The 16,346-nt window shown below is 61.7% G+C and carries 11 protein-coding genes; 9 read left to right on the forward strand and 2 right to left on the reverse strand.

Annotation, left to right across the window (positions count from 1 at the left end):
* Positions 1–736: 736 nt before the first annotated feature.
* Both ACEN9T_RS10520 and ACEN9T_RS10525 read left to right on the forward strand, forming a co-directional pair.
* A complete protein-coding gene (locus tag ACEN9T_RS10520) occupies positions 737–5,815 on the forward strand; it encodes a calcium-binding protein (protein ID WP_413707691.1) in 5,079 nt (1,692 codons plus the stop codon).
* A gap of 399 nt (positions 5,816–6,214) precedes the next feature.
* Entirely contained in the window at positions 6,215–6,502 is a 288-nt protein-coding gene (locus tag ACEN9T_RS10525) for a hypothetical protein (protein WP_413708439.1), read from the forward strand.
* A gap of 292 nt (positions 6,503–6,794) precedes the next feature.
* Here ACEN9T_RS10525 and ACEN9T_RS10530 read toward each other — a convergent pair whose 3' ends face one another.
* Complete coding sequence (locus tag ACEN9T_RS10530) at positions 6,795–7,226, reverse strand: nuclear transport factor 2 family protein (RefSeq protein WP_413707692.1); 432 nt, start codon at positions 7,224–7,226, stop codon at positions 6,795–6,797.
* Between the two features lie 108 nt (positions 7,227–7,334).
* On the reverse strand, positions 7,335–7,664 hold the full coding sequence (locus tag ACEN9T_RS10535; protein WP_413707693.1) for a hypothetical protein: 330 nt from the start codon (positions 7,662–7,664) through the stop codon (positions 7,335–7,337).
* Between the two features lie 470 nt (positions 7,665–8,134).
* On the opposite strand from ACEN9T_RS10535, the gene ACEN9T_RS10540 reads away from it, so the two are divergent.
* The 7 genes from ACEN9T_RS10540 to ACEN9T_RS10570 all read left to right on the forward strand — a co-directional run bounded on the left by ACEN9T_RS10540 (position 8,135) and on the right by ACEN9T_RS10570 (position 16,246).
* Positions 8,135–9,529, forward strand: a complete 1,395-nt coding sequence (locus ACEN9T_RS10540) for a carbohydrate porin (protein WP_413707694.1) — start codon at positions 8,135–8,137, stop codon at positions 9,527–9,529.
* A gap of 224 nt (positions 9,530–9,753) precedes the next feature.
* Entirely contained in the window at positions 9,754–9,960 is a 207-nt protein-coding gene (locus tag ACEN9T_RS10545) for a hypothetical protein (RefSeq protein WP_092975878.1), read from the forward strand.
* Positions 9,961–10,004: 44 nt separating this feature from the next.
* Entirely contained in the window at positions 10,005–11,648 is a 1,644-nt protein-coding gene (locus tag ACEN9T_RS10550; protein ID WP_092975675.1) for an Nramp family divalent metal transporter, read from the forward strand.
* A gap of 608 nt (positions 11,649–12,256) precedes the next feature.
* A complete protein-coding gene (gene cyoA / locus ACEN9T_RS10555) occupies positions 12,257–13,243 on the forward strand; it encodes a ubiquinol oxidase subunit II (RefSeq protein WP_413707695.1) in 987 nt (328 codons plus the stop codon).
* A gap of 9 nt (positions 13,244–13,252) precedes the next feature.
* Positions 13,253–15,232, forward strand: a complete 1,980-nt coding sequence (gene cyoB / locus ACEN9T_RS10560; RefSeq protein WP_413707696.1) for a cytochrome o ubiquinol oxidase subunit I — start codon at positions 13,253–13,255, stop codon at positions 15,230–15,232.
* Positions 15,233–15,235: 3 nt separating this feature from the next.
* On the forward strand, positions 15,236–15,877 hold the full coding sequence (cyoC, locus tag ACEN9T_RS10565; RefSeq protein ID WP_027680203.1) for a cytochrome o ubiquinol oxidase subunit III: 642 nt from the start codon (positions 15,236–15,238) through the stop codon (positions 15,875–15,877).
* Positions 15,878–16,246 carry a cytochrome o ubiquinol oxidase subunit IV gene (locus ACEN9T_RS10570; RefSeq protein ID WP_112183489.1) on the forward strand — a complete coding sequence of 123 codons (369 nt, stop codon included), beginning with the start codon at positions 15,878–15,880 and terminating at the stop codon, positions 16,244–16,246.
* Positions 16,247–16,346 lie beyond the last annotated feature (100 nt).

A 16,346-nucleotide genomic window follows, 5' to 3' on the forward strand; every position in this document is an offset into this window, starting at 1 on the left:
GACGCTATTCTCCGCTGATTCCAGCTGGATGTGGGGGCACAACCGGGCGTTATTCTCAGCAGTCAACCCAGACGGCAGTACCAGTGCGTATTCAGGCTCAGGGGCGCCAGCGCCTTCGTTACTTGAACCTACGGTGCTTCAGATTGGCCTGTCTACGCAGCAGATGGATCGTCTGCAGCAGAGCTACGATGCGCTGTTGCAATCGGTTTATAGCGGCCTGGTATTGCAGACGCGGCTAGTGGAATATGCCGATGCAGCGTTGACGCAGGGGGCGGCGGAAGTGTCCACGCTGCTGCAGAACCGGTACGAGCAGGACCCAGTCGCAGCTACAGAGGACGCTGCGGACTTGCTTCGCTATGGGGGCAGGTTGCTGTCGCAAGTTGGGGTTCAAATCGCACCCCAGGTTATCAAGATGGTCAGCGGCCTTGCAGAGCGCAGCCTACTGGATAAGCTGGAGGCGGGGGGCAACACGATTCATTTTGCGAATGCTGGTCAGCCGGTTGCAACAGGTCAGAATGGAGAGGCCAGCGGCGTATTCCTGCTTGACAGCACTGATCCTAGTCGGGCTGTTGCGGGCCAGGGCAGCACTAACAATGTCTTTCTTGCCGGGAAGGGTGATGTCTCGGTCGATGCAACAGCGGGCTCGAACCAGTATTTCTTTGGTGGTAGCGGACGGGCATCGTTTGTCGGCGGTGCAGGAGTCAATGAATTTCACGCGGGAAGCGGCGCGGCATTCATGGACGGTCACCTAGGTTCCTCTGGGATCTATGTGGGCGGGAGCGGAGACGACACGACAATCGGCAGTAGGGGCGACGACATCGAGAACGGCGGGGATGGCAACGACTATCTCGATGGTGGTGACGGCAACGACACGCTGATCGGTGGTGCCGGCAACGACACCCTGTCTGGTGGCAATGGTGACGACGTACTCGACGGCGGTGCCGGCAACGACACCCTGGACGGCGCCTACGGCAACAACACCTACCTGTTCGGCAAGGGTGATGGTCAGGACGTCATCAACGGCGGCTACTACGACACCTCGGCCAGCAAGCTGAGCACGGTGCAGTTCAAGCAAGGCGTGTCGCCTGCTGATGTGGTGGTGAGCCGCTCGGGCTCGGACCTGGTGCTGTCGATCGCTGGCACCAGCGACAAGATCACCGCCAGCATGTTCTTCTACTGGGACAGCCCGACTAACCCGTACAACCCGGTGCAGCAGATTGCCTTCAGCGACGGCACCATCTGGGATTTGACCACCATCAAGGCCAAGGCACTGGCCGGTGACGACACCGACCAGCGCCTGGTCGGCTACACCGACAACGACACCATCTATGCACAGGGTGGCAACGACACCGTCTATGGCCAAGGGGGCAACGACTACATCGACGGCGGGGATGGCAACGACTATCTCGATGGTGGTGACGGCAACGACACGCTGATCGGTGGTGCCGGCAACGACACCCTGTCTGGTGGCAATGGTGACGACGTACTCGACGGCGGTGCCGGCAACGACACCCTGGACGGCGCCTACGGCAACAACACCTACCTGTTCGGCAAGGGTGATGGTCAGGACGTCATCAACGGCGGCTACTACGACACCTCGGCCAGCAAGCTGAGCACGGTGCAGTTCAAGCAAGGCGTGTCGCCTGCTGATGTGGTGGTGAGCCGCTCGGGCTCGGACCTGGTGCTGTCGATCGCTGGCACCAGCGACAAGATCACCGCCAGCATGTTCTTCTACTGGGACAGCCCGACTAACCCGTACAACCCGGTGCAGCAGATTGCCTTCAGCGACGGCACCATCTGGGATTTGACCACCATCAAGGCCAAGGCACTGGCCGGTGACGACACCGACCAGCGCCTGGTCGGCTACACCGACAACGACACCATCTATGCACAGGGTGGCAACGACACCGTCTATGGCCAAGGGGGCAACGACTACATCGACGGTGGCGACGGCAACGACTACCTGGATGGAGGCGATGGCAACGACACGCTGATCGGTGGTGCCGGCAACGACACCCTGTCTGGTGGCAATGGTGACGACGTACTCGACGGCGGTGCCGGCAACGACACCCTGGACGGCGCCTACGGCAACAACACCTACCTGTTCGGCAAGGGTGATGGTCAGGACGTCATCAACGGCGGCTACTACGACACCTCGGCCAGCAAGCTGAGCACGGTGCAGTTCAAGCAAGGCGTGTCGCCTGCTGATGTGGTGGTGAGCCGCTCGGGCTCGGACCTGGTGCTGTCGATCGCTGGCACCAGCGACAAGATCACCGCCAGCATGTTCTTCTACTGGGACAGCCCGACCAACCCGTACAACCCGGTGCAGCAGATCGCCTTCAGCGACGGCACCATCTGGAGCATGACGGACATAGTCGCGAGAGCGAGCGGTGGAACCAATGGTGCAGACAATTTAACGGGGACTTCAGGAAATGATGTCCTCTATGCGCTAGGCGGCAACGACACCGTCTATGGCCAAGGGGGCAACGACTACATCGACGGTGGCGACGGCAACGACTATCTCGATGGTGGTGACGGCAACGACACGCTGATCGGTGGTGCCGGCAACGACACCCTGTCTGGTGGCAATGGTGACGACGTACTCGACGGCGGTGCCGGCAACGACACCCTGGACGGCGCCTACGGCAACAACACCTACCTGTTCGGCAAGGGTGATGGTCAGGACGTCATCAACGGCGGCTACTACGACACCTCGGCCAGCAAGCTGAGCACGGTGCAGTTCAAGCAAGGCGTGTCGCCTGCTGATGTGGTGGTGAGCCGCTCGGGCTCGGACCTGGTGCTGTCGATCGCTGGCACCAGCGACAAGATCACCGCCAGCATGTTCTTCTACTGGGACAGCCCGACTAACCCGTACAACCCGGTGCAGCAGATTGCCTTCAGCGACGGCACCATCTGGGATTTGACCACCATCAAGGCCAAGGCACTGGCCGGTGACGACACCGACCAGCGCCTGGTCGGCTACACCGACAACGACACCATCTATGCACAGGGTGGCAACGACACCGTCTATGGCCAAGGGGGCAACGACTACATCGACGGTGGCGACGGCAACGACTACCTGGATGGAGGCGATGGCAACGACACGCTGATCGGTGGTGCCGGCAACGACACCCTGTCTGGTGGCAATGGTGACGACGTACTCGACGGCGGTGCCGGCAACGACACCCTGGACGGCGCCTACGGCAACAACACCTACCTGTTCGGCAAGGGTGATGGTCAGGACGTCATCAACGGCGGCTACTACGACACCTCGGCCAGCAAGCTGAGCACGGTGCAGTTCAAGCAAGGCGTGTCGCCTGCTGATGTGGTGGTGAGCCGCTCGGGCTCGGACCTGGTGCTGTCGATCGCTGGCACCAGCGACAAGATCACCGCCAGCATGTTCTTCTACTGGGACAGCCCGACCAACCCGTACAACCCGGTGCAGCAGATCGCCTTCAGCGACGGCACCATCTGGGATTTGACCACCATCAAGGCCAAGGCACTGGCGGGTGATGACACCGACCAACGGTTGGTCGGCTACACCGACAACGACACCATCTATGCACAGGGTGGCAACGACACCGTCTATGGCCAAGGGGGCAACGACTACATCGACGGCGGGGATGGCAACGACTATCTCGATGGTGGTGACGGCAACGACACGCTGATCGGTGGTGCCGGCAACGACACCCTGTCTGGTGGCAATGGTGACGACGTACTCGACGGCGGTGCCGGCAACGACACCCTGGACGGCGCCTACGGCAACAACACCTACCTGTTCGGCAAGGGTGATGGTCAGGACGTCATCAACGGCGGCTACTACGACACCTCGGCCAGCAAGCTGAGCACGGTGCAGTTCAAGCAAGGCGTGTCGCCTGCTGATGTGGTGGTGAGCCGCTCGGGCTCGGACCTGGTGCTGTCGATCGCTGGCACCAGCGACAAGATCACCGCCAGCATGTTCTTCTACTGGGACAGCCCGACCAACCCGTACAACCCGGTGCAGCAGATCGCCTTCAGCGACGGCACCATCTGGGATTTGACCACCATCAAGGCCAAGGCACTGGCGGGTGATGACACCGACCAGCGCCTGGTCGGCTACACCGACAACGACACCATCTATGCACAGGGTGGCAACGACACCGTCTATGGCCAAGGGGGCAACGACTACATCGACGGCGGGGATGGCAACGACTATCTCGATGGTGGTGACGGCAACGACACGCTGATCGGTGGTGCCGGCAACGACACCCTGTCTGGTGGCAATGGTGACGACGTACTCGACGGCGGTGCCGGCAACGACACCCTGGACGGCGCCTACGGCAACAACACCTACCTGTTCGGCAAGGGTGATGGTCAGGACGTCATCAACGGCGGCTACTACGACACCTCGGCCAGCAAGCTGAGCACGGTGCAGTTCAAGCAAGGCGTGTCGCCTGCTGATGTGGTGGTGAGCCGCTCGGGCTCGGACCTGGTGCTGTCGATCGCTGGCACCAGCGACAAGATCACCGCCAGCATGTTCTTCTACTGGGACAGCCCGACTAACCCGTACAACCCGGTGCAGCAGATTGCCTTCAGCGACGGCACCATCTGGGATTTGACCACCATCAAGGCCAAGGCACTGGCCGGTGACGACACCGACCAGCGCCTGGTCGGCTACACCGACAACGACACCATCTATGCACAGGGTGGCAACGACACCGTCTATGGCCAAGGGGGCAACGACTACATCGACGGTGGCGACGGCAACGACTACCTGGATGGAGGCGATGGCAACGACACGCTGATCGGTGGTGCCGGCAACGACACCCTGTCTGGTGGCAATGGTGACGACGTACTCGACGGCGGTGCCGGCAACGACACCCTGGACGGCGCCTACGGCAACAACACCTACCTGTTCGGCAAGGGTGATGGTCAGGACGTCATCAACGGCGGCTACTACGACACCTCGGCCAGCAAGCTGAGCACGGTGCAGTTCAAGCAAGGCGTGTCGCCTGCTGATGTGGTGGTGAGCCGCTCGGGCTCGGACCTGGTGCTGTCGATCGCTGGCACCAGCGACAAGATCACCGCCAGCATGTTCTTCTACTGGGACAGCCCGACCAACCCGTACAACCCGGTGCAGCAGATCGCCTTCAGCGACGGCACCATCTGGGATTTGACCACCATCAAGGCCAAGGCACTGGCGGGTGATGACACCGACCAACGGTTGGTCGGCTACACCGACAACGACACCATCTATGCACAGGGTGGCAACGACACCGTCTATGGCCAAGGGGGCAACGACTACATCGACGGCGGGGATGGCAACGACTATCTCGATGGTGGTGACGGCAACGACACGCTGATCGGTGGTGCCGGCAACGACACCCTGTCTGGCGGCAATGGTGACGACGTACTCGACGGCGGTGCCGGCAACGACACCCTGGACGGTGGGTATGGCAACGATACCTATCTGTTTGGCCGCGGCTCCGGTACGGATGTAGTTAGCGACTATGACTACAATCCAGGGAACACAGACGTACTATCTCTGGGAGCCGATATCACCGACAGCCAACTCTGGTTCCGTCATGTCGGTTCGGATCTGGAGGTGAGTATCATCGGCACGACGGACAAGATCACTGTCAGCAACTGGTATTCCGGTAATGCATATCACGTCGAGCAATTTAAAACGTCCGATGGAAAGGTTCTCGTGGATAGCAATGTAGACGCGTTAGTTTCTGCGATGGCGTCATTTGCGCCGCCCGCAGTTGGTCAAACTACGTTGCCTCCGGACTACCAGGCGTCTTTGAATCCTGTAATTGCTGCGAACTGGAGCTAAGGCACGCGTGCCCCGGGCACACCGTCAACACGTAGAGGGCCGCTAATAGTGCGGTCCGACGTAAGTGATAAAGACTCACTGGCCCTACGGGTACAGTGAGTCTTTTTTTGTCAAACAAGGAAGTCCGGTTGCGGTGCTCGTTATGGAGGTAGGCGTGGGCGAGCCGCCATAGAGCAGACGCTGCGGGGAAAGAAAGGCGAGCCTCCTTTCCCGTAGAGCCGGGTGGAGTCGTCAACGAAAAGCAAAAGCATTGGCGCGCGCATCGTACACGTGTGATGCTCACCGACATGCGCAGCGATCTACTTTGCCCAGCGTTCAGCCGGATTCGTTTGCCAATCTGCGAAAGCGCACCCGACGGGCGGAACGCCTTCGTATTAAGCAAGGAGCTAACCGTTGACGGTGATTGCCACAATGAAAGGCATTGCAATAGAGCTGGCGATCTGGGGCCTGCTTTTTGGGCTTGCGGCGGCCTGGTACTGGAGCAAATCGACACGAGTGCCGATTGATCCGCTTGATGGTGAACCGAACGCGATCGTGCCGGTTGTACCCGAACTCGCCCAACTCGCGTGGTGGGCGGCTCAATTTCGGGCGAATCGAGAAATCAGTCGCATGAACACCATCGCCGCACGGCTGACCGCAATGGCGGTGGGGTCGAGCACGGCGTCCACCGTTATAGGACTGCTTTAGGGCAAGCGCTAACAAGCCTGTGGGGTGACAAAGACTTGCAGGGCATCGGTACACCTGCGGTACAGTGATCAGGTCAGGTAGGCTACGCCAAGCTACGCTAAGTTGCTGATGCATAAGTACTTTTCTGTACTTTGGACTACGCTCGTATACGCTTGGTTTCTCTAGGAATACGGCGTTAAGGGCAAATTTGTAATCATCAGGTGGCGGGTTCGAGTCCTGCAGCCGGCACCAGCATCACGGAAACGGTCTCCCTTGCGGAGGCCGTTTTCTTTTGTCCGGCCGGTTTAGTCCGCTAGACGCGCTCTTCTTTTCCAAAGATGCACGTCCAACCGCGCCTCGTATCCATGTACTCGCGCACGCGTGCGATCCGCTCGCCCTCCAGCATGAAGACGAAGCAATAGGCGTTGTCGTAGCGCCGGCCGTTCGCCAGCGTGGCCTGCATGTGTTCCTCCACGATCACCGTTTCGCCATCAGCGTGGAGCCCGCTGAGTTCTACCAAGACGTCGGCGACGAAAAGCTTCGGAAACGCGACTGTGAGGAAATGCACGATGGCGTCGCGCCCGATCATGTGATGCGTGCAGTCGAGCGCAATGGCGGTGGCGTTGCCTTCGGGGGCGAGCCATTGCGCGTCGGCTGTGAAACAGTCGGCAATGCGGGCGGCATCGCGAGAGGCGAATGCACGCCACGCATCCATGACGATGTCTTTGCTGGTTCGAAGCATCATGTGGGGCATGGAAGAGCAAGATCTACGTCGATCCTAATGCCTGCATCTCCTGCGGACGCGCCAGTTTCGGACCTCCCCCTGGTCGCCCGCGATCCAGCTTCGCGTGCTTCAACCGCGCCGCACCCAGATCACTTTGGCTCCCTGAATGCCGAGGTTGCGGCGTTCTTCGCGGTAGTCCATGGTGCCGGGCAGGGCTTTGCCGTCGCGTTCGCTGATGCGCCAGAGGCAGCCGTTCAGCAGTGCCGTGGCCTCCTGTTCGGATTTGCCGATCAGGGAGTTGTCAGGAGCGGCGGCTGCCTGGCAAGTGGCAGGGGGTGGTGTGTGTCCGGTCATCTTGGATTCCTCCCCGTTCCTGGCCTGTTCTGAGCCTGCCGTCGAGCAGCCGGCCATGCCTGCTATTGCTGCAATCGTGGTGAGCAGCGTTGCTAAGCGCGTCATACAACCTCCGTCTGATATCGCTGTGGCGAGCGCCCTCACGTGATGCGCTCGATCGTGACGGCAGTGTACCGATACCGCCTTGCGAGGCATCTCTCATCGGGTTGTTGCCGTCGCGCAATGGGCTTCGCGACACCTCCAAGAAAACGCTTGCCGCCGTCAACGAGACTTTGTTACTCTGCGCCCCGTCATAGCTACGGAGTGCATCTCCATGGACAGTTGTTCTAGTCGATCCTCGATCGCACATTGAACGGCTAGACAGTCTCGGCGCACCGTTTTCGCGCCTCACCACTGCCTAGCCGTATTGCACGGCGGGTAGTGGCGCTTGCGTGGGTCCTCTGCGTAAGTCCCTTCCTGAATTCGATTGTTGTATCCGGCACAGCCACGTGGCTGCGTGCGTCTGCGCGCGCGCCATCGCAAGGTGCGGCCGGCGTTTGCCTACGTCCGTCGGAGAAGCGGGCGGGGGAGGTCTCATGCCGTTCTTCTCGATGCTGCAGTACGTCTGGGTGGCGGCGCGTCCGCTGGTTTGGGTTCGCTTGCTGGCGGGGGCGGCGGCCGTGGTGTCGGCCATGTCGATGGCGCACGCAGCGGATGACATTCCGCTCATTGCCGGCGGCGACTTGGATGACCGCTTCGGCTTCCATGGCCAGACCACCTATGTGTGGCAACGCAAACCTGCATTCGATGCAGCGTATAGCGGCGACAACAGCCTCGGTGCCGCGCGCGCAAAGAGTTATTCCTTCACGGCCACGCTCGACCTTGGCATGCGCTTGTGGAAAGGAGCCGAGTTCCACTTCAACCCCGAGGTCGCGCAGGGCGTCGCGTTCTCAGAACTGCATGGCCTTGGCGGCTTGCCCAACGGCGAGCTGGCCAAGACCGCCGGGACGAATCCAACGCTCTACCGTGCTCGCGCCTTCCTGCGCCAGACGTGGGGCCTGGGCGGCGACACGGAACAAGTCGACGCCGATTTCAACCAGTTCGCCAACGTCGTCGACAAGCGCAGGGTGGTGCTGACTGCCGGCAACTTCGCGGTGCCTGATGTCTTCGATGCGGTGTCGTATGCGCAAGACCCGCGCACCCAGTTCATGAACTGGTCGTTCATGGCGCACCCGTCGTTCGACTATCCCGCCGACGCGCGCGGCTACAACTGGGGCGTGGCGTTTGAATACATCGACAGCGAGAACGGTTGGGCCGTGCGCGCAGGCCGTTTCCTGCAGCCGGAGCAATCGAACGGTTTGCCGCTCGACACGCGATTCCTCAAGCACTACGGCGACATCCTCGAGCTGGAGAAGCGCTACACGCTGTTCGGCCAGGAAGGCACGGCGCGGTTGCTCGGTTGGCGCAACCAAGCGCGCATGGGCCGGTTTGACGATGCGATGGCGCTGGGCGCGGCCATTGGCGCGGCGCCCGACGTCGGGCAGGTGCGCAAGGCGCACGCAAAGCTGGGCGCTGGCATCTCGTTCGAACAGAAAGCCGGCGATAACCTCGGCCTGTTCGCACGCCTGAATTGGTCGGACGACAAGACCGAAACGTACGCCTTCACCGAAGTTGGCCGCAGCGTTTCGTTTGGCGGGTTGCTGAAGGGCACAGCGTGGCGCCGCGCGAACGATGTGCTGGGGATGGCTGTTGCGGTGAACATGCTTGGGCCGGATCACCGCGCCTATCTGGCCGCGGGCGGTAGCGGCGCGTTCCTTGGCGATGGCGGCTTGAACTATGGCCCCGAGCGCGTGCTGGAAGTGTTCTACAGCTTGCAGGTAACCAAGGCCCTGGCGATCAGCCCGGATTTCCAGCTCATTCAGAATCCGGGCTACAACCGCGATCGCGGTCCGGCCAAGTTCGTGGGCGTGCGTGTTCACGCCGAGTTCTAACCGTAGGAGGACCCATATGGACAGTCCGAGTCGACCTTACCAAACGTCTTTTTCCCACTAGGCGAGTCCGCCGCATGGTTGTTCCCTGCTGCTGACTTGCCGCCCTGGCAAGGCAGCGGTGTCTGCATCGCTCCTTGATTGTTTCGACTATGCCGCCGCGCGTGTGCAATGCCGGCGGCGATGGCCGCGTGCCGTGCGTATGCGCGCGCGGCGAGGAGTGTGTCATGCGCAAATTCATGATTCCCGCCCGCCGTTTCTCGGCGATCGCACTGCCGTTCAGCTCGCCGTTCGTGCAGGCCCGGGCCGGTGCGCCCCAGCGTGCCGACGCCGCATCGACCCCGTCCAACCGGCGTGCCGGTGACGGCGGCCAATCTCCGTCCAACCACGGCTATGCGGCGGCGGCGATCCGGCTCTCGCGCACGTATTGGTAGCGCAAGGCAGCTCATCCAACAACACCAAACAAACGGAGGTCGACATGACCCAATTCGCTTCGGGCATCGACGCACCACCACGTCATGCCGCGCTCGACGATGCCCACGTGGGCGATATTCGCGGCGCGCTCGGCACCATCGCTCACCACGATACGGGTGAGCGCAACAGCTGGCGCGCGCGCTTTCGCACGCTGCTCGCCATCCTCGGGCCGGGCCTGATTGTGATGGTCGGCGACAACGACGCCGGCGCCTTCGGCACATACACGCAGGCCGGGCAGAACTACGGCACCACGCTGCTGTGGACGCTATTACTGCTCATTCCGGTGCTGTATGTGAACCAGGAGATGGTCCTGCGCCTGGGCGCCGTCACGCGCGTTGGCCATGCGCGCTTGATCTTTGCGCGTTTCGGCAAGTTCTGGGGCAGCTTCTCCGTCATCGATCTGTTCCTGGTGAACGCGCTGACGCTCGTGACGGAGTTCATCGGCATCAGCTTGGCGCTCGAGTACCTCGGCATCCCGCGACACTGGGGCGTGTGCGCGGCGGCGGCATTGGTGATGCTGGCGGCATCCACCGGCGACTTCCGCCGCTTCGAGCGCTTTGCGCTGGTGCTCGTGGCCGGCAGTCTCACGCTGATCCCCGTGTTTTTGATGGTGCATCCGCCGATGGGGCAGGTGGCGCGCGACTTCTTCGTTCCCGCACTGCCGGCGGGGGCGCCGCTGGCCGAGGTGATGCTGCTGATCATCGCCATCGTGGGGACGACGGTGGCACCGTGGCAGTTGTTCTTCCAGCAGAGCTACGTGATCGACAAGCGCATCACCGCGCGTTTCATCCGCTATGAACGCGCAGATTTGTGGCTCGGCATCGTCCTCGTGATCGCCGGCGCGGTGGCGATGATCGCCTTCAGCGCCCAGGCGTTTCACGGCACGCCGGAGTTCGGCAACTACACCGACGCGCTCGGCACGGCGCACGGTCTGGAGCGCCACTCTGGCCGCTGGGCCGGTGTGCTGTTTGCGATTGCGCTGCTTGACGCCAGCATCATCGGCGCGTGCGCAGTGTCGCTGTCGACCGCGTATGCGATTGGCGATGTGTTTGCCGTGCGCCATTCGCTGCATCGCAAGCCGACGGAGGCCAAGGGCTTCTATGCCGTGTACTTTGGACTGACGTTGCTGGCCGCCGGGCTCGTGTTGACGCCAGGCGTGCCGCTCGGTTTGCTGACCAACGCCGTGCAATCGCTGGCCGGGGTGCTGCTGCCGAGCGCCACGGTGTTCCTGCTGCTGTTGTGCAACGACAAGGCGGTGCTCGGCCCGTGGACGAACGGCCGCGCGATGAACATCTTCACGGGCGGTGTGGTGGCTGTGCTTGTGATGTTGTCCGTCATCCTCACGGCCGCCGTGCTGTTCCCGGGCATTGGCGAATTCGAGATTGGCGCCATCCTGATTGGCGGCACCTTGATCGCGGTGGTGATGTCGCTAGTGTTGTGGCGTATCGAGCGACGCGCCCGTCGGCCGCATCATCCGCAGCGTGTGAGCGTGCTGGACCGCGATCACTGGACGATGCCGCCGCTCGAGCAGCTCACGCCCGCACGCTGGACACCTCTCAAGCGCACGTGGATGTTTGTGCTGCGCGGTTATCTCGTGGGGGCGGCGGGGCTGGTGCTGGTGCGGATTGCCGGGCTGTTGACCCAATGACGCCGTAAGGAAACCAGAAGCGGGCCACCTCGGTGGCTCGCCTCAATTCCACCCGAGAGCGCACATTTGGAGACAACGTCGGCTGCGCACCACTGTGGCTGATTGTCGCAGTGCAACAACATGCACTTTCGATTTGCTTACCCGCAAAGCCACGTAAACCCTAGCCGTACGGCGAGGACATCACTTGTCAATCGACGTCGCTTTCTATTTGCCTGAGCAGATAGCGCGATCCGAAGCGCCGTCTGGCGGTAAGATCGCGCCCGCATTCCACTCCCAACCGCGCTCCCCCAACGGGCGCATGACGTAGTGCCTGCTCCGACCTTTTACGCCCCCGATCTGTCGTCCGCCGCTTTGTGCGACGCGGCGGTGCTCGGCCTCGCCCATGCCTGGCATGAGCGAAGCCCGCCTCGCCAACTGAGGGCGTTGGGTTCAGCTTCTCCCTGACCGGCGCCCGATGTGATCGAAGATCCGCTGCTGCACCCAGGCGTATTCGGGGTGCCGGTAGTTCGGTCTTTTCTCATTTCCCGCGTTTTTCCGCCTGTGGCCGCTGTCTGGGCTGCTGGGCTCCCGTGATGTCCGGAAGCATCGCCGGCGCAATTGTGCAAGACATGAAGAACACACTCGTTCCACATATGAAGCGGCTCCTCGCCGCAAGCCTCCCGCTCCTGCTGGCGGGTTGCAACCTGACGGTCCTGGACCCGAAGGGGATGATTGCGGCTGAAGAAAAGACGCTGATCCTGGTGGCGACCGGTTTGATGCTGCTGGTCGTCATTCCCGTGATCGTGCTGACGCTGGTGTTCGCGTGGAAGTACCGCGCGTCCAACACCAAGGCTCGCTACGAGCCGGACTGGTCGCACTCCAACGCCATCGAGGCTGTGGTGTGGTTGATCCCCTGCCTGATCATCATCGTGCTGGGCGTGATCACCTACAAGTCCACGCACGCGCTCGACCCGTACAAGCCGATCGAATCGGATGTGAAGCCCATCACGGTCGAGGCCGTTTCGCTCGACTGGAAGTGGCTGTTCATCTATCCGGAACTGAAGATCGCGACGGTCAATCAGCTGGCGTTCCCGGCCAACACCCCGATCAACTTCAAGATCACGTCCGATACGGTGATGAACGCGTTCTTCATCCCGCAGCTCGGCAGCCAGGTGTACGCCATGGCGGGCATGCAGACCAAGCTGCACCTGATCGCCAACGAGACCGGTGTGTTTGACGGCATGTCGTCGAACTACAGCGGCTCGGGCTTCACGGGCATGAAGTTCAAGGCCACGGCCATGACGAACGAAGAGTTCGACGCCTGGGTCAAGCAAGTTCGCGAGTCGTCGCAGAACCTGACCAAGGAAGGCTACGCCGAGCTGTCCAAGCCGAGCGAGAAGGTGCCGCCGGCAGCGTACGCATCCGTCGACCCGACGCTGTATCACAGCATCCTGCACAAATACATGGACAAGATGGGCGAAGGGGAGAAGGTCCTGACGCTCGACGAGGCGCTTGAAGGCGCCAACTGCACGACAGCCACGGCTGAGGCCGCAACGCGTCCGCTGCCGGTGCAGTCCGCCCTGCCTGCTCCCAAGAGCGCGGCCAAGAATTCCTAGGAGTTGACGATGTTTGGCAAGTTGAGTCTGGAGGCCATTCCACTGCACGAGCCCATCGTGGTCGTGACGGTGTCGGCCATTCTGTTGGGTGGCGCAGGCGTGTTCGGCCTGATCACCTATCTCAAGAAGTGGTCCTACCTCTGGAATGAGTGGATCACCTCGGTCGATCACAAGAAGATCGGCGTGATGTACTGCATTCTGGCCATCGTGATGCTTCTGCGCGGCTTTGCCGATGCCATCATGATGCGCTCGCAACTGGCGGTCGCCTCGGGCGGCGGCGCCGGCTATCTGCCGCCTGAGCACTACGACCAGATCTTCACCGCGCACGGCGTGATCATGATTTTCTTCATGGCCATGCCGCTGATGACGGGTCTGATCAACCTGATCGTGCCGCTGCAGATTGGCGCGCGCGACGTGGCATTCCCGTTCCTGAACACGTTGTCGTTCTGGCTGGCTGCTGCGGGTGTGGTGCTGATCAACGTGTCGCTGGGCGTGGGTGAATTCGCCCGCACCGGCTGGCTGGCGTACCCGCCGCTGTCGGAGCTGGCATACAGCCCGGGCGTGGGGGTCGATTACTACATCTGGGCGTTGCAGATATCGGGCCTCGGGACATTGCTGACCGGCGTGAACTTCGTCGCGACCATCTTCAAGATGCGTGCGCCGGGCATGACGCTGATGCGCATGCCGATCTTCACGTGGACCGCCCTGTGCGCCAACATCCTGATCGTGGCCGCCTTCCCGGTGCTGACCGTGGCGCTGGCGCTGCTGGGTGCTGACCGCTACCTGGACATGCACTTCTTCACGAACGATGGCGGCGGTAATGCCATGCTGTACGTGAACCTGATCTGGATCTGGGGCCACCCCGAGGTGTACATCCTGATCCTGCCGGCCTTCGGCATGTTCTCGGAAATCGTCTCGACGTTCTCGCGCAAGAAGCTCTTCGGCTACACGTCGATGGTGTGGGCGACCGCCGGCATCACCGTGCTGTCGTTCCTGGTGTGGCTGCACCACTTCTTCACCATGGGCTCGGGTGCGAACGTCAACGCGTTCTTCGGTATCGCGACGATGATCATCTCGATCCCGACGGGCGTGAAGATCTTCAACTGGCTGTTCACGATGTACCGCGGCCGCGTCGAGCTGAACTCGATGATGCTGTGGACGATCGGCTTCATGATCACCTTCGTGATCGGCGGCATGACCGGCGTGCTGCTGGCTGTGCCGGGCGCCGACTTCCTGCTGCACAACAGTCTGTTCCTGATCGCGCACTTCCACAACACCATCATCGGTGGCGTGGTGTTCGGTTACTTGGCTGGTATCACGTACTGGTTCCCGAAGGCCTTCGGCTTCAAGCTGGACGAGAAGTGGGGCAAGCGCGCCTTCTGGTGCTGGTTCGTGGGTTTCTACACCGCGTTCATGCCGCTGTACGTGCTGGGCTTCATGGGCATGACGCGCCGTCTGAACCATACCGACAATCCGGCATGGCAACCGTGGCTGATCGTCGCCGTGATCGGCGCCGCGATCATCGCCTGCGGTATCGCTTCGCAGCTCATCCAGATCTTCGTGAGCATCCGCAACCGTCATGCGCTGGCTGATCTGACGGGCGACCCCTGGGGTGGCCGTACGCTGGAGTGGGCGACGTCGTCCCCGCCGGCGCACTACAACTTCGCGCGCGTGCCGGTCATCCGTGACATCGACGCCTTTGCAGACATGAAGGCGCGCGGTGAAGTGCTGACGCAGGTCGCACCGAGCTACGAAAAGATCCACATGCCGAAGAACACCGGCGCCGGCTTCTTCATCGGCATGTTCTCGATCGTGATGGGCTTCGCGCTGATCTGGCACATCTGGTGGATGGCCGTGCTGGGTCTGGTCGGCATGATCGGCAGCTTCATCCTTCGCAGCAACAACGACGACATCGATTACTACGTGCCCGCTCATGAGGTTCACGAGACCGAGTCGGCCTACTTCCAACGTGTCGGTTCGCAGGCTTAAACCATGGCTTCCAATGTTCTAGACGGTCACGCCGCGCACGGTCACGCGCACGGCCACGACCATGCGCATGACCATGCGCACCACCACGATGCTGCAGACACCAAGGTCTTCGGCTTCTGGGTGTACCTGATGAGCGACTTGATCATCTTCGCGTCGCTGTTTGCCACGTTCTGCGTCCTGCGCGGTGCGACGGCCGGCGGCCCGACGGGCAAGGAGCTTTTTGATCTGTCGTACGTGGCGATCGAAACCGGCATTCTGCTGGTGTCGTCCATCACCTACGGCATGGTGATGATCAGCCTGCAGAACGGCCGCAAGGATCAAGTGATGCTGTGGCTCGGCATCACCCTGCTGCTGGGCGCCGCGTTCGTCGGCATGGAAATCAACGAGTTCCACCACCTGATCGCAGAAGGTGCGGGGCCGAGCCGCAGCGCATTCCTGTCGTCGTTCTTCCTGCTGGTCGGCACGCACGGCCTGCACGTGGCGAGCGGCATGCTGTGGATCATTGTCCTGATGTGGCAGATCAGCCGCAAAGGGCTGACTCCGACGCAATCGACCCGCCTGTCGTGCCTGAGCCTGTTCTGGCACTTCTTGGACGTGGTGTGGATCGGCGTGTTTACCGTCGTGTATCTGCTGGGAGCGATGTAAATGGAACAGACCAACGTTTCGACGGGCATTGCCCACGATGATGCCCACGGTCATGCAGCGGGCGGCGCCGGTCATGCCACCGTCAAGGGCTACCTGATCGGCTTCGTGCTGGCGGTGATCCTGACGGCCATCCCATTCAAGATGGTGATGGACGGCGGCTACTCGCATCAGACGGTGCTGGTGACGGTGATGGCTCTGGCGGTCGTGCAGATCGTCGTGCATCTGATCTATTTCCTGCACTTGGACGGCTCGTCCGCCCAGCGCTGGAACGTGATGGCTTTCCTCTTCACGCTGCTGATCCTGGCGATCGTCGTTGTCGGCTCGCTGTGGGTCATGCATAACATGAACGCCAACATGATGACGATGTAACGAGGCCTGGCCTCCGCTGCATCGGAAGGGCGCCCCTGGTGGGCGCCTTTTTCTTTTGCTTGTGCGGCCTTGAGCCTTGGGTTTGCCATGCCGCGGCTTT

This window comes from Ralstonia sp. Ralssp110 (assembly GCF_047325135.1).
GTDB classification, from domain to species: Bacteria; Pseudomonadota; Gammaproteobacteria; order Burkholderiales; family Burkholderiaceae; genus Ralstonia; species Ralstonia mojiangensis.

Bases quoted from the DNA above. Each gene is read 5' to 3' on its own strand.
- ACEN9T_RS10550 (WP_092975675.1), top strand. From the start codon at position 10,005: ATGACCCAATTCGCTTCGGGCATCGACGCACCACCACGTCATGCCGCG.
- ACEN9T_RS10540 (WP_413707694.1), top strand. From the start codon at position 8,135: ATGCCGTTCTTCTCGATGCTGCAGTACGTCTGGGTGGCGGCGCGTCCG.
- ACEN9T_RS10530 (WP_413707692.1), bottom strand. From the start codon at position 7,226: ATGATGCTTCGAACCAGCAAAGACATCGTCATGGATGCGTGGCGTGCA.
- ACEN9T_RS10535 (WP_413707693.1), bottom strand. From the start codon at position 7,664: ATGACGCGCTTAGCAACGCTGCTCACCACGATTGCAGCAATAGCAGGC.
- ACEN9T_RS10570 (WP_112183489.1), top strand. From the start codon at position 15,878: ATGGAACAGACCAACGTTTCGACGGGCATTGCCCACGATGATGCCCAC.
- cyoC (WP_027680203.1), top strand. From the start codon at position 15,236: ATGGCTTCCAATGTTCTAGACGGTCACGCCGCGCACGGTCACGCGCAC.
- ACEN9T_RS10545 (WP_092975878.1), top strand. From the start codon at position 9,754: ATGCGCAAATTCATGATTCCCGCCCGCCGTTTCTCGGCGATCGCACTG.
- cyoB (WP_413707696.1), top strand. From the start codon at position 13,253: ATGTTTGGCAAGTTGAGTCTGGAGGCCATTCCACTGCACGAGCCCATC.
- cyoA (WP_413707695.1), top strand. From the start codon at position 12,257: ATGAAGAACACACTCGTTCCACATATGAAGCGGCTCCTCGCCGCAAGC.
- ACEN9T_RS10520 (WP_413707691.1), top strand. From the start codon at position 737: ATGGACGGTCACCTAGGTTCCTCTGGGATCTATGTGGGCGGGAGCGGA.